Genomic DNA, 13,766 nt, shown 5'->3' on the forward strand with positions numbered 1-13,766 from the left:
GGGGCTCCGAGTGCTTATTGGGCAGGGTTGGATGGAGGAACCGCGACGGCGCTGCGCACGGCTCGCACATCGAGGCTGATCTGGTATTCGGTGTATTGGCGCGGCGGCACGTTCATCACCGTGCGCCACTGCGACTGATCCAGCTCGCGGTACCCCACCAGAACACCGATATGGCGGGTGGCCGGGTCGAGATCGCGCTGCAGGCTCAACTGCTGTCCGGGCTGGATCAGCACTTCGTCCTGGTCGATCAGATCCGCACCAAGCGTCGCCTGAGCCCGTTCGGCCAGGGCGAAATAATCGGAACGACCGAAGGTGGCGGCATTCTTCAATTCGAAAATGCGCACCCGGACCGGGGCCGGCTGGCCAGTGGCGCCGGGGTTGAGCCCGGCAATGGCATGAAAGTGCAACTCGACGGCGGCCGTGTCGGCCTCAGCCTCTTCGGCCTGGGGTTTGGCCGTCTCCCTGGCACATGCGGTCAGCAGAAGCGCGGTGGCGACTGCGAGTAAAAACCTGTGAATCATCCTGCGTCCTCAATGACGTTTCAGCTATCCGTTGTTCCGTTCTTTGCTCTGAATGCCGTTATGCAACGGCGACGCTCAGCGGCGGCGTTGCCTGGTACTGTGTTCTTCGTAGGCGCGGCTGAACTCCCGACCGAACAGGTCCTGGAAATCCTCTTGGGCCTCACGGGAAATATTGCTGTAGAGCTCGGTGAACTGCTGCCAGTACTGGGCTTGTCGTGAGCCATTGAAAATACTAGACAGGCCAGCGGGCTTGCCCATGCGCTCTTCCAGTTGCGAGGGCTCGAAGCGCGTCAACAGGTGCTTGATCGCCGCCTCGACACCGGCCATCACCGCCAACTGGTGGGCGCGCAAGTCATCGAAGCTGTCGCGCACCGCCAGGTCCGGCGCCATGAACGCCTGATTGCTGTGGCGTAACAGCAACAGCAAGGCTTCATCGACGTTGGGAGCGAATTTCAACGGGTTGTTTTCCACCGGTTGAATCATCGTCTGCTGAATCCGGAACTCGCCCTTGAGGCTGCTGCGGGCGCGCAAGACATCGATCAGGCCTTCGACCATCAACCGATAACTGCGACCGATGCTTTCCATTTGTGCCTCGGCCTGAGCCTTGTCCAGGCGCACTTGATCCAGCCCGGCACCGCGCAGAAAGGCTTGCAACAGGTCGGGTTGAGCATGGTCGGCCGGGACGGACGGATTGACCGGGTGTTCGACGATGGCCACGGGAGGTTCGTGCCGTGGTGGCGGCTCGACCGGTGCCTCGATCGGTACGCTGACTTGAGGCTCCGGCGGCGCAACCTCTGCAACAGGCGAGGGAGCGACAGGCAGGGGCGCAACCGCCACCGGCGCGGGCTTATCGCTGAACAGGTCCCAGTCTTCCGGAATCACCGGGGCTGGGGCTGGGGCTGGGGCCGACGCCAGCGGCACGGGCTCGGCGATGGGCGTCGGGTTGGGGATCGGGGTCGGTGGGCGGAAGTCGTGCTGCTCAGCCGGGACATGGTCGGGCTGGGTGGCCGGCGGGATGCTGCTCGGCGCCAGAAAGTCGAACAAGTCCGGCAGCGTGTCCATGGCCGACACACCCTGGAAATGTGCAGGGGGTGGCATGGGCGACGATGTCGGCGTAGCCACGACGGCGCCCTGACGCCCCATCAGAGCCTCGAAGCTGTTGGACGAATCGGCAAAAGGGTTGTTGTCGGTCACCGGCAGATTGAAATCGATGCGCGCCTGGATTTCATAATCACCGATGCGGATCACTTCCCCATCCTGCAACGGCTCGCTGTTTCCTTTGCGCAGACGAATGCCGGCCTTGACCAATTCCACACCATTAGTGCTGTTATCGGTTAAATAATACCGGCCATCTTTGTATTGAATAACGCAATGCTTTCCGGAAACCAGACGCTCTGGATCGGGCAATACCCAGTCATTATCAGAATTACGGCCAATTGCCATCACTCCCTGATCCATAGACTTTTCAGGGCACTGACCAGGGGTAATTTTGTGATAACTAGTAATAGTCAAACACAGTGGCATCTTGCCTCCTTGCTGCACACTTTGCGCACCGTCGAATGAAGGGACTATGCCCAAGCGACTCGACGACATACCTTGCAAAAAACCTTTAAAAACCGCTTATTGCCAGCATGATTGCCGATCTTAACCGGCTTGCGTGACAAAAAACCTGCGCCAGCACCTGCCTCGACCTATCGGTCGCGCGGGTTGTTAAACACCTCACAACTGTCACACAGGAGAAATAGCTTACCTTGACAAGCCACAACTACTACACCAAAAATGAAATACTTTCTTGAATATACGTAGTGGCACTTTGAGATCTCTGAGCATTCAAAGAGCCACTACCCTCAAGGAAACATGTTAGTTCCATTTGGAATTAACATGAACGATATGGAGATCAAATTCAGTGGAAGTGCCTTTGCTGCTCGCCGCCGTTTCCGCGACTTCGCCTTGTGGCGAAGATCTGGAATATGACGCGGATTTTTTGCGCCTGGAACGCGATTCCCAAGGCCAGCCCGAGCGCAGCATGGGCGATTCGATATTGCCTGCTGAACCTCCTGAATGGCGCAGCATCCAGCAGCAAAGCCTGGACTTGTTGCAACGCAGCAAAGACCTGCGCATCACCCATTTCCTTTTGCAAAGTTCCCTTGCCCTCGAAGGCATTACCGGCCTGGCTCGCGTCCTGACGCTGATCAGCGAATTGCTCAAGCAATACTGGGCCGACCTGCATCCACGCCTGGATGCCGAAGATGACAACGACCCCACCGTGCGCATCAATGCCCTCACCGGCCTGGCGTCCGATGCCACCATTCGCCTGCTGCGCGAAAGCATCCTGGCCCGTTCGCGAACCTTTGGCGCTGTCAGCCTGCGCGCCGCCGCCAACGCCAGCGGCCTGCAAAGTTTCCCTGACGAAAACCTCGGCGCCGAGCAGCTCGCCGGAGCGCTCCTCGACAGCGATCCCGAACAGTTGGACATCACCCGCGCAGCTTTGCACGAGGCCCGCAGCGCCGCCGAGGCCATCGAGCAACACGTCAGCGAACAGGTCGGTTCCGCCCAGGGCGTAGACCTCGGGCCGTTGAAGCAACCGCTCAAAATGGCCTTGCAGATTCTCGGCCAGTTCGCCCCGCAGAGCGGCGACACCCCCCTGCCCGATACCATCGGCGACAACAACGCCACGCCGGTTGAGTACCCCACCGCGCCGAGCGCACCGCGCAGCAGCGGCACCAGCACCGGTGAAATCAACAATCGCGATGACGTGCTGCGCAGCCTGGACCGGATTCTTGCGTATTACACCCGTCACGAGCCCTCCAGCCCGCTGCCGGTGCTGTTGAACCGGGCAAAGAATCTGGTGCATGCCGACTTCGCGGCGATCGTGCGCAACCTGATTCCCGACGGCATGACCCAATTTGAAAACCTGCGCGGACCAGACAGCGAATAAAAGCGTACGGATCACGCAGTCACGTCACCGGCACCGCCGATGACGCCAACACCGTCGCTTGAGCGACCAGGAGCAGCAACGTGGCGAAGCAAAGTTCTCAGAAATTCATCGCGCGCAACCGCGCGCCTCGAGTGCAGATCGAGTACGACGTCGAGCTCTACGGCGCCGAGAAAAAGGTCCAGTTGCCCTTCGTCATGGGCGTCATGGCGGACCTCGCCGGCAAACCCGCCGAGCCTCTGGCACCTGTAGCCGATCGCAAATTCCTTGAAGTGGACGTGGACAACTTCGACTCCCGCCTCAAGGCCATGCAGCCACGCGTGGCGTTCAACGTGCCCAACGAGCTGACCGGCGAAGGCAACCTGAGCCTGGACATCACGTTTGAAAGCATGGACGACTTCAGCCCGGCCGCCGTGGCACGCAAGGTCGACTCGCTGAACAAGCTGCTCGAAGCGCGCACCCAATTGGCCAACCTGCTGACCTACATGGACGGCAAGACCGGCGCCGAAGAAATCATCATGAAGGCCATCAAGGATCCGGCGCTGCTCCAGGCACTTGCCAGTGCGCCCAAGCCCGCCGAGCCTCAGGCTTAATCAGGACGAATGATCATGAACGAATTAGCACGTGACAATCAGTCACCCGCCGCCGGGACCGAGCAAACCAGCGAGTTCGCCTCCCTGCTGCTGCAAGAATTCAAACCCAAGACCGAACGCGCCCGCGAAGCCGTCGAGACCGCCGTGCGCACCCTCGCCGAACAGGCCCTGGCGCAGACCGACCTGGTGTCCAACGACGCCATCAAGTCGATCGAGTCGATCATCGCCGCCATCGACGCCAAGCTCACCGCCCAGGTCAATCAGGTCATCCATCACCCGGACTTCCAGCAACTGGAAAGCGCCTGGCGTGGCTTGCACTACCTGGTCAACAACACCGAGAGCGACGAGCAGCTCAAGATCCGCGTGCTCAACATCTCCAAGACCGACCTGCACAAGACCCTGAAGAAGTTCAAGGGCACCGCATGGGACCAGAGCCCGATCTTCAAAAAGATGTACGAAGAAGAATACGGCCAGTTCGGCGGCGAACCTTACGGCTGCCTGGTGGGCGATTACTACTTCGACCAGTCGCCGCCGGATGTCGAATTGCTGGGCGAACTGTCGAAAGTCTGCGCCGCCATGCACGCGCCATTCATTGCCGCCGCATCGCCGACCGTGATGGGCATGGGCTCGTGGCAGGAACTGTCGAACCCGCGCGATCTGACCAAAATCTTCACCACCCCGGAATATGCCGGCTGGCGTTCGCTGCGTGAATCGGAAGACTCGCGTTACATCGGCCTGACCATGCCGCGCTTCCTGGCACGCCTGCCATACGGTGCCAAGACCGACCCGGTGGAAGCCTTCGCCTTCGAAGAAAACACCGACGGCGCCGACAGCTCCAAGTACACCTGGGCCAACGCCGCTTACGCGATGGCGGTGAACATCAACCGCTCGTTCAAACACTTTGGCTGGTGCTCGCGCATTCGTGGCGTGGAGTCTGGTGGTGAAGTGGAGAACCTGCCGGCGCACACCTTCCCGACCGACGACGGTGGCGTGGACATGAAGTGCCCGACCGAAATCGCCATTTCGGACCGCCGTGAAGCGGAACTGGCGAAGAACGGTTTCATGCCGCTGCTGCACAAGAAAAACACCGACTTCGCCGCGTTCATCGGCGCCCAGTCGCTGCAAAAGCCGGCCGAGTACGACGACCCGGATGCTACCGCCAACGCCAACCTGGCCGCGCGCCTGCCCTACCTGTTCGCCACCTGCCGTTTCGCCCATTACTTGAAGTGCATCGTGCGCGACAAGATCGGCTCCTTCAAAGAGAAGGACGAAATGCAGCGCTGGTTGCAGGACTGGATCCTCAACTACGTCGACGGTGACCCGGCGCACTCCACCGAAACCACCAAGGCCCAGCACCCATTGGCGGCAGCTGAAGTGATCGTCGAGGACGTGGAAGGCAATCCGGGGTACTACAACTCCAGATTCTACCTGCGCCCGCACTATCAGCTCGAAGGGCTGACTGTTTCGCTGCGTCTGGTATCCAAGCTGCCTTCGGCCAAAGGCGCGTAACACCGCCCTTGATGTGATCGTTCCCACGCTCAGCGTGGGAACGATCAGAAAAACACAACGTGGTAGACACCACACAGGGAGAGAACATGGCTGTTGATATTTTCATCAAGATCGGCGACATCAAGGGCGAGTCCATGGACAAGGCCCACAAGGACGAAATCGACGTCTTGAACTGGAGCTGGGGCATGTCTCAGTCCGGCAATATGCACGTGGGCGGCGGCGGCGGAGCCGGCAAGGTGAACGTCCAGGACCTGTCGCTGACCAAGTACGTCGACAAGGCTACACCCAACCTGATGATGCACTGCGCCAGCGGCAAGCACATCGACAAGGTCAAGCTGACCGTGCGCAAGGCCGGCGGCGAAAGCCAGGTCGAGTACATGATCATCAACCTGGAAGAAGTGCTGATCAGTTCCCTGAGCACCGGCGGCTCGGGCAGCGATGATCGTCTGACTGAAAACGTCACCCTGAACTTCGCCAAGGTGCTGGTGGACTACCAGCCGCAAAAAGCCGACGGCACCAAGGAAGGCGGGCCGATCAAGTTCGGCTGGAACATCCGCCAGAACGTCAAGGTGTAATCGAACGTGCCCCCGTCGTTATGCGCCGGGGGCATTTTGGTGCTTGCTCGAATCCAATCCTTTCCCATCCGGTGTCTGAGTCATGGCCAAGCCTTCGTTTATTAATTTGTGGAAAGCGTATTCCGATCTCCTGGTCACGTACCCTGATGCAAAGCCCTGTGATGGCCCTTGGGAAAACCAGTGTGCTATCCGCATGAGCATGACGCTCAACACAGAGCTGACCATCAAGGTCAACAAATCCACCTATACCGAACCCAAGTGTGCACATGAGCACGCCCGGGGTGCCGAGTCACTGGCGAACTGGTTGTGGAAGCATCATCTGGGGCGGCCACTGATTCTCGGTGGAAGTGCCGAAGAACGTCGGAAGTTGCAAGACAAGACCGGGCTCATCTTCTTCAAGGATTGTTTCCAGCAGACAGGAGAGTCATCGGACAGTCGCACCGGCGACCATATCGACCTGTGGAATCGCGGCCTGACCATCGGCCGGTATAGCGACCCATCCTACCGATCCCGAGCCATCTGGTTCTGGGAGCTGACATGATCAAGTCCAGCCGAAACGCTGTGGTCCTGTGTTGCGTATTGTCGAGTGTATCCGCGTGCGCCGACCAGCAAGCCCCGTCTGCTGCCGCAGACCAGGTAGTCACCCTGGGCGCACAACAGCTGACACTGGAGAACGACCAGCAGCGCTGCGTGTTGCGTAAACCGGATCGGAGCGTGCTGCCACTTGAAATGCCATGGCCTTGCCAATTTGCGGTCGACCGCCAAGGCAAGCCGCACGTCGAGTCCTTCAACAATGTGCCGATTGCCATCGTGCTGCACATAAGCGTTGACCCTGCGAACAGTCGCGACTGTCGGTCCGAGTACCGCGCCGTACGCCAGATCAAAGGCCAGCTCGAACCTTCGGTGGTTTCTCGCAGTGCCAGTTGCCTGCGCGGTGCAGGCGATCAGAAAGACTACACAGCGCTTTTCACTTGGTAAGCGACTTCACATGCAATCACTTACGACTCTGCGCATCGCGCAAAACAGGTTGGGCTTTGAGGGTTGAAATGATCAAACGAACCCTGTTGATGCTGCTGTCCGGCTGCCTGCCGTTGAGCCTCAACGCCTGGGCCGGGCAGCAACCACTTGCTGCCCCCAGCAATGAAGTCATTGTCGCCGGACAAACATTGACTCTGGAAAACCACGATCAGCAATGTGCGTTACGCAAACAGGACCAAAGCATCTTGAAACTAGACATGCCGTGGCCTTGTTTTCTGAGTGTCAACCGTGAGGGTCAGCCACGGGTCGAAACCTTCAACAACGCCCAAATCATTATCGTGGAGCACTCCACGCCCGAGCCCCCTCCCAGCCGTGATTGTGACGCTCGGTATCAGGCCATCCGCCAAATCAAAGGTCAGCCCATGGAAGTGTCAAACGTCGCCCATAGTGCTGGCTGCATGACCGGCGGCATGGACCAGAAAAATTTCGTGGCGCATTTCTCGTGGTAACCGAAATCGCCACCCGTGATCGCCTGCAACCGTCCCTGCTGGATCGGTTGACCGACGACGACCCAAGCAACCTCAAGGAAAGCGCCGACAAGCGCGTACTGTCCCTGACCCAACTCAAAGCCTCGGTGCTGCGGGACCTGGCGTGGCTGCTCAACACCACGTCATTGCTCAGCGCCGATGCGGCCCTGCACACACCGGCCGGCACTTCGGTGGTCAACTTCGGGCTGCCAGCCCTGGCCGGCAACAGTGCATCGAACGTCGATATCGCGGCGCTTGAAGCACTGATCCACCAGGCCATCGCCACGTTCGAGCCGCGGATTCTGCGCCATACCCTGCGCGTACGGGCCCGGGCATCCGCCGAGATGAATCACAACGCCCTGAGTTTCGAGATCGAAGGCGATCTCTGGGCGCAGCCAGTGCCGCTGCGCCTGATGCTGCAAACCGATCTGGACCTGGAATCCGGCCATGTGCGAGTGGTCAACGCCGACCAGCGGAGACACTCATGAACCCGCGCCTGCTGGAACTGTACAACCAGGAGTTGCACCACGTACGCGAAAGCGCGGCGGAGTTCGCCCAGGAATACCCGAAAATCGCCAGTCGGCTGACGTTGTCCGGCATGGACTGCGCCGATCCGTACGTCGAGCGCTTACTGGAAGGGTTCGCCTACCTGACGGCGCGGGTACAGCTCAAGCTCGATGCCGAATATCCGACCTTCACCCACAACCTGCTGGAAATCGCGTACCCCCATTACCTGGCGCCGACACCGTCGATGACCGTGGTGCAATTGCAGGCAGACCCCGATGAAGGCTCACTGAGCAGCGGCTTCCCGTTGCCCCGGGATACGGTTCTGCGTGCAGCCCTGGGTCGCGAAAGCCAAACCTGCTGTGAGTACCGCACTGCCCATGCGGTGACGTTGTGGCCATTGCAGGTCAGCCAGGCCGAGTACTTCGGCAATCCGTCCGCCGTGCTCGGGCGCCTGGCCGCCAGCGCCCCAAAGGCCAAGGCCGGCCTGCGCCTGACCCTGCGCACCGGCGCCGAACTGCCGTTCAACAGTCTTGCCCTGGACAATCTGCCGTTGTACCTCAACGGCGCAGACGAGCAGCCCTTTCGCCTCTACGAACAACTGCTGGGCAATGCCTGCGCCGTGTTCGCCCGCCAGCCCGGCGCCGATTGGGTGGAACGCCTGCCGCAGGACGCCCTGCGCTCCGTGGGATTCGACGATGCCGACGCCGCGTTGCCCGTGGTGTCGCGAGCCTTCCAGGGCTATCGCCTGTTGCAGGAATACTTCGCCCTGCCCCACCGCTTTCTGTTTGTCGACTTCACCGGGTTGAGCCGCGCGGTCAAACGCTGCGAGGGCCAGGAACTGGAATTGATCGTGCTGTTCGACCGTCACGATCCGAGCCTGGAGGGCAGTGCCGGCACCGCGCAGTTCCTGCCGTTCTGCACCCCGGCAATCAACTTGTTTCCCAAGCGCCTGGATCGCATACACCTGTCGGAACGGGTGAATGAACACCATGTGATCGCCGACCGTACCCGGCCGATGGATTACGAGATTCATTCCCTGACCGCCCTCACCGGCCATGGCACCGGGTCGGAACAGCCTTTTTTGCCGTTCTATGCCGTACGCGATCCGTCTCGCTATGGCCGCGATCAGGCCTGGTACACGGTGCGGCGCGAACCCCGTGTGCTGTCCAGCGGCCAGCGACGCAACGGCCCGCGCTCAACTTACATCGGCAGCGAAACCTTCGTCAGCCTGGTAGACAGCCAGCAGGCACCCTATCGCCACGACCTGCGCCAGCTGGGCGTCACGGCGTTGTGTACCAACCGCGATTTGCCGCTGTTCATGAGCGTGGGCAACAGCAAGACCGACTTCACCCTGGCCGACAGTGCACCAGTAGCGGCGGTGCGCTGCGTGGCAGGCCCGAGCCGCCCACGCGCCAGCCATGCCCATGACGCCAAGGCCTGGCGGTTGATCAGCCAGCTTTCGCTGAACTACTTGTCCCTCAGCGAACAAGGCCAGGGGGCCGCCGCCCTGCGCGAGCTGCTGCGTCTGTATGGCGATGACAACGATGCAGCCTTGCAATTGCAGATCGAAGGCCTGCGCGAAGTCAGCAGCAAGGCCTGTACCCGACGCTTGCCGATGCCGGGTCCGATCGTGTTTGGCCGTGGGTTGGAGATCACCCTGGAATTCGATGAAAACGCGTTTCGCGGCACCGGGGTCTTCTTGCTCGGCGCAGTGTTCGAACGCTTCCTGGCACGTTACGTGTCGATCAACAGTTTTACCGAGACGGTGATCCGTACCACCGAACGCGGCGAGATCATGCGATGGAAAGCCAAGCCCGGACGCCGTCCGACCCTGTGAATACCCTGGACGCGATGCAACAGGAGCCCTGGGAATACGACTTCTTCCAGGCGTTACGGCGCATCGAGTGCGAGTCGCCCGAGCTACCGCGCCTGGGCCGTTCGGCGCGCCTGGCCGATGATCCCCTGCGCCTTGGGCAACAGGCCGATTGCACTTTCGCCCCCTCGACCCTGGCCTCGGTGCAGCCGGGCGTCGACGGTTCGCCGGCGCGCCTGGAGCAATTCTTTTTCGGCCTCGGTGGCCCCAACGGCCCGTTGCCGTTGCACCTCACCGAATACGTGCGCGAACGCCAGCGCAACAACGCCGACAGCACCAGCAAACGCTTTCTGGATGTGTTCCACCATCGCCTGCTGAGCCTGTTTTACCGGGCCTGGGCCGAAGCGCGGCCGACGGTCAGCCATGATCGCCCGGACGATGACTACTGGTCGGCACGCCTGGCAGCACTGAGTGGCCGAGGCATGCCGAGCCTGCTCAAACAGGGGCTGATCCCCGACACCGCGAAGCTGCATTACAGCGGCCATCTGTCTGCGCAGACCCGCTACCCGGACGGTTTGAAAGCCATTATCAGCGAGTACTTCGGGCTGCCGGTGGAGATCGAAGAGTACGTCGGCCAATGGCTTGAGCTGCCGGAGCGCAGCCGCGTGGGCGTCAGCGCCCATCAATTGGGCGTGGATTTTTGCCTGGGCCGTTACGTCTGGGATCGTCAGCACAAATTCCGCATACGCCTGGGGCCGCTCACGCTGGATGACTACATGGGCATGCTGCCTGGCGGCCAACCCTTCAATGAGCTGGTGACCTGGGTGGCCGAATACCTGGGCCATGAACTGGACTGGGACCTGAACCTGGTTCTGCAACAGCCCGAAGTCCCGGCGTTGCAACTCAATGGCCGCTTCCGCCTGGGGTTCAACATGTGGCTGGGCCGCCCTGAAAAGGACGCCAAGGATTTAATACTGGCCCGGCATTACGCCGAGCAAGTCAGCACCTCACAGATCTCAAGGAGCCAAGAGCATGGGTGAAATCAGTCGCGCCGCGTTGTTCGGCAAACTCAACAGCGTGGCCTACAAAGCCATCGAAGCCGCCACAGTGTTTTGCAAATTGCGCGGCAACCCTTATGTGGAACTGGCCCACTGGTTTCATCAGTTGCTGCAATTGCAGGACTCGGACCTGCACCGCCTCATCCGCCAGTTCAATATCGAGCCGGCACGCCTGGCCCGGGACCTGACCGAAGCCCTGGACCGTTTGCCACGGGGGTCGACATCAATCACTGACTTGTCCTCCCATGTGGAAGAGGCCGTGGAACGGGGCTGGGTCTACGGCAGCCTGATGTTCGGCGAAAGCCAGGTGCGTACCGGCTACCTGGTGCTGGGCATCCTGAAGACGCCGAGCCTGCGCCATGGGCTACTGGGGCTATCGGCAGAGTTTGACAAGATCAAGGTCGAGGCCCTGAGCGAGCGTTTTGACGAATACGTCGGCGACTCGCCGGAAAATGCCCTCAGCGCCAGCGATGGTTTCAACGCCGGCAGCGTGCCCGGTGAAGCCAGCGGTGCCATGGCCCCAAGCGCCATGGGCAAGCAGGAAGCGCTCAAGCGTTTTACCGTCGACCTCACTGAGCAGGCCCGCAGCGGCAAGCTTGATCCGATTGTCGGGCGTGACGAAGAGATCCGCCAACTGGTGGACATCCTCATGCGTCGGCGGCAGAACAACCCGATTCTGACCGGTGAAGCCGGCGTCGGTAAAACCGCGGTGGTCGAAGGTTTTGCTCTGCGCATCGTCGCCGGTGACGTGCCGCCGGCGCTCAAGGACGTGGAACTGCGCAGCCTGGACGTCGGCCTGTTGCAGGCGGGCGCGAGCATGAAAGGTGAGTTCGAACAGCGCCTGCGCCAGGTCATCGAAGACGTCCAGGCCTCGCCGAAACCGATCATCCTGTTTATCGACGAAGCCCACACGCTGGTCGGTGCCGGTGGCGCCGCCGGCACCGGGGACGCGGCCAATCTGCTCAAACCGGCCCTGGCCCGGGGCACGTTACGCACCGTGGCCGCCACCACTTGGGCCGAGTACAAGAAGCACATCGAAAAAGACCCGGCCCTGACCCGTCGCTTCCAGGTGGTGCAAGTGGCCGAGCCGTCGGAAGACAAGGCGCTGCTGATGATGCGCGGCGTGGCCTCGACCATGGAAAAACATCACCAGGTACAGATCCTCGACGAAGCCCTGGAAGCCTCGGTCAAACTGTCCCATCGCTACATCCCCGCGCGCCAGTTGCCGGACAAATCCGTGAGCCTGCTGGACACCGCCTGCGCCCGCGTTGCCATCAGCCTGCATGCCGTGCCGGCCGAAGTGGACGACAGCCGTCGGCGCATCGAAGCGTTGGAAACCGAGCTGCAGATCATCGCGCGCGAGCACGCCATCGGAATCGTCATCGGCGCCCGCCAGACCCAAAGCGAAAACCTGTTGAGCGCCGAACGCGAACGCCTCGCCGAGCTGGAAAGTCGCTGGGCCGAAGAGAAAACCCTGGTAGACGAATTGCTCGCCACCCGCGCCACCCTGCGCGAGCGCGTCGGTGTGGTGGACAGCGAGGACGGCAGCGAGACCAGCCACGCCTTGCGCGAAAAACTGGTGGACCTGCAACAGCGTCTCAGTGCTCTGCAAGGGGAAACCCCGCTGATTCTGCCGACCGTGGATTACCAGGCCGTGGCCTCGGTGGTCGCCGACTGGACCGGCATTCCAGTGGGTCGCATGGCCCGCAACGAACTGGAAACCGTGCTCAACCTCGACCAGCACCTGAAGAAACGCATCATCGGCCAGGACCATGCCTTGCAGATGATCGCCAAGCGCATCCAGACCTCCCGCGCCGGCCTCGACAACCCGAGCAAACCGATTGGCGTGTTCATGCTCGCCGGCACCTCCGGCGTGGGCAAGACCGAAACCGCCCTGGCGCTGGCCGAAGCCATGTACGGCGGCGAGCAAAACGTCATCACCATCAACATGAGTGAATTCCAGGAAGCTCACACGGTGTCCACCCTAAAGGGCGCGCCACCGGGCTACATCGGCTATGGCGAAGGCGGCGTGCTGACCGAAGCCGTGCGGCGCAAACCCTATAGCGTGGTGTTGCTGGATGAGGTGGAAAAGGCCCACCCGGACGTGCATGAGATCTTCTTCCAGGTCTTCGACAAAGGCGTGATGGAGGACGGCGAAGGCCGGGTGATCGACTTCAAGAACACCTTGATTCTGCTGACCACCAATGCAGGCACCGAGCTGATTGCCCAGGTCTGCAAAGACCCGCAAAACGTGCCCGAACCCGAGGAAATCGCCAAGGCCCTGCGCCAACCGCTGCTGGAGATTTTCCCGCCGGCATTGCTGGGCCGCCTGGTGACCATTCCGTATTACCCGCTCAGCGACGAGATGCTCAAGGCCATCACTCGCCTGCAACTCAACCGCATCAAGAAGCGCGTGGAGAACACCCACAAGGTGGCCTTCGATTACGACGACGCGGTGATCGACCTGATCGTCTCCCGTTGCACCGAAACCGAAAGCGGCGGGCGGATGATCGACACCATTCTGACCAACAGCCTGCTACCGGACATGAGCCGCGAATTCCTCACCCGCATGCTCGAAGGCAAGGCGCTGGCAGGGGTACGGATCAGCGCCCGGGATAACGAATTGCACTACGACTTCAGCGACGCCGCATGACCTGAGCAGAACACCGTCAATGTGGGAGCGGGCTTGCTCGCGAATGCAATCTGTCAGCGACATTGATGTGGGCTGACACACCGCCTTCGCGAGCAAG

General features: G+C 61.0%; 13 protein-coding genes. 11 read left to right on the plus strand and 2 right to left on the minus strand.

Going from position 1 to position 13,766, the window contains the following annotated elements:
* Positions 1-14 precede the first annotated feature (14 nt).
* Together tssJ and tagH are read right to left on the minus strand one after the other, a co-directional pair.
* Positions 15-521, minus strand: a complete 507-nt coding sequence (tssJ, locus tag PSH64_RS29680) for a type VI secretion system lipoprotein TssJ (protein ID WP_305479406.1) — start codon at positions 519-521, stop codon at positions 15-17.
* A gap of 75 nt (positions 522-596) precedes the next feature.
* Positions 597-2,045, minus strand: coding sequence for a type VI secretion system-associated FHA domain protein TagH (gene tagH, locus PSH64_RS29685; RefSeq protein WP_305479407.1), 1,449 nt, complete (start codon positions 2,043-2,045; stop codon positions 597-599).
* A gap of 382 nt (positions 2,046-2,427) precedes the next feature.
* Between tagH and tssA the strand changes: the two genes are divergently transcribed.
* From tssA to tssH, 11 genes are all read left to right on the plus strand, one after another.
* Entirely contained in the window at positions 2,428-3,459 is a 1,032-nt protein-coding gene (tssA, locus tag PSH64_RS29690; protein WP_305479408.1) for a type VI secretion system protein TssA, read from the plus strand.
* An 80-nt stretch (positions 3,460-3,539) separates the two neighbouring features.
* Positions 3,540-4,049: a type VI secretion system contractile sheath small subunit gene (gene tssB, locus PSH64_RS29695; protein WP_102614536.1), complete on the plus strand. Its 510-nt coding sequence runs from the start codon at positions 3,540-3,542 to the stop codon at positions 4,047-4,049.
* 15 nt (positions 4,050-4,064) lie between these two features.
* Positions 4,065-5,558 carry a type VI secretion system contractile sheath large subunit gene (tssC, locus tag PSH64_RS29700; protein WP_305479409.1) on the plus strand — a complete coding sequence of 498 codons (1,494 nt, stop codon included), beginning with the start codon at positions 4,065-4,067 and terminating at the stop codon, positions 5,556-5,558.
* A gap of 86 nt (positions 5,559-5,644) precedes the next feature.
* Positions 5,645-6,133 carry a type VI secretion system tube protein Hcp gene (locus PSH64_RS29705; RefSeq protein ID WP_018927416.1) on the plus strand — a complete coding sequence of 163 codons (489 nt, stop codon included), beginning with the start codon at positions 5,645-5,647 and terminating at the stop codon, positions 6,131-6,133.
* 82 nt (positions 6,134-6,215) lie between these two features.
* Positions 6,216-6,674: a type VI secretion system amidase effector protein Tae4 gene (locus PSH64_RS29710; RefSeq protein ID WP_028939182.1), complete on the plus strand. Its 459-nt coding sequence runs from the start codon at positions 6,216-6,218 to the stop codon at positions 6,672-6,674.
* Positions 6,671-7,111 carry a hypothetical protein gene (locus PSH64_RS29715; protein WP_019580414.1) on the plus strand — a complete coding sequence of 147 codons (441 nt, stop codon included), beginning with the start codon at positions 6,671-6,673 and terminating at the stop codon, positions 7,109-7,111. The genes PSH64_RS29710 and PSH64_RS29715 overlap by 4 nt, the downstream gene beginning before the upstream one ends.
* Before the next feature lie 68 nt (positions 7,112-7,179).
* The gene (locus tag PSH64_RS29720; protein ID WP_019580413.1) at positions 7,180-7,620 is read left to right on the plus strand and encodes a hypothetical protein; all 441 of its coding nucleotides are present in this window, start codon (positions 7,180-7,182) and stop codon (positions 7,618-7,620) included.
* Positions 7,614-8,126 (plus strand): type VI secretion system baseplate subunit TssE, encoded by a 513-nt coding sequence (gene tssE / locus PSH64_RS29725; RefSeq protein ID WP_305479410.1) that lies wholly within the window; start codon positions 7,614-7,616, stop codon positions 8,124-8,126. The genes PSH64_RS29720 and tssE overlap by 7 nt, the downstream gene beginning before the upstream one ends.
* Positions 8,123-9,982, plus strand: a complete 1,860-nt coding sequence (gene tssF, locus PSH64_RS29730) for a type VI secretion system baseplate subunit TssF (RefSeq protein ID WP_305479411.1) — start codon at positions 8,123-8,125, stop codon at positions 9,980-9,982. Before tssE ends, tssF begins: the two co-directional genes overlap by 4 nt.
* Positions 9,946-10,998 carry a type VI secretion system baseplate subunit TssG gene (gene tssG, locus PSH64_RS29735; RefSeq protein ID WP_105342387.1) on the plus strand — a complete coding sequence of 351 codons (1,053 nt, stop codon included), beginning with the start codon at positions 9,946-9,948 and terminating at the stop codon, positions 10,996-10,998. Before tssF ends, tssG begins: the two co-directional genes overlap by 37 nt.
* Positions 10,991-13,669 carry a type VI secretion system ATPase TssH gene (gene tssH / locus PSH64_RS29740; RefSeq protein WP_019650054.1) on the plus strand — a complete coding sequence of 893 codons (2,679 nt, stop codon included), beginning with the start codon at positions 10,991-10,993 and terminating at the stop codon, positions 13,667-13,669. The genes tssG and tssH overlap by 8 nt, the downstream gene beginning before the upstream one ends.
* The last annotated feature ends 97 nt before the right edge of the window (positions 13,670-13,766 follow it).

The organism is Pseudomonas sp. FP1742, assembly GCF_030687145.1.
Classification (GTDB): domain Bacteria; phylum Pseudomonadota; class Gammaproteobacteria; order Pseudomonadales; family Pseudomonadaceae; genus Aquipseudomonas; species Aquipseudomonas frederiksbergensis_D.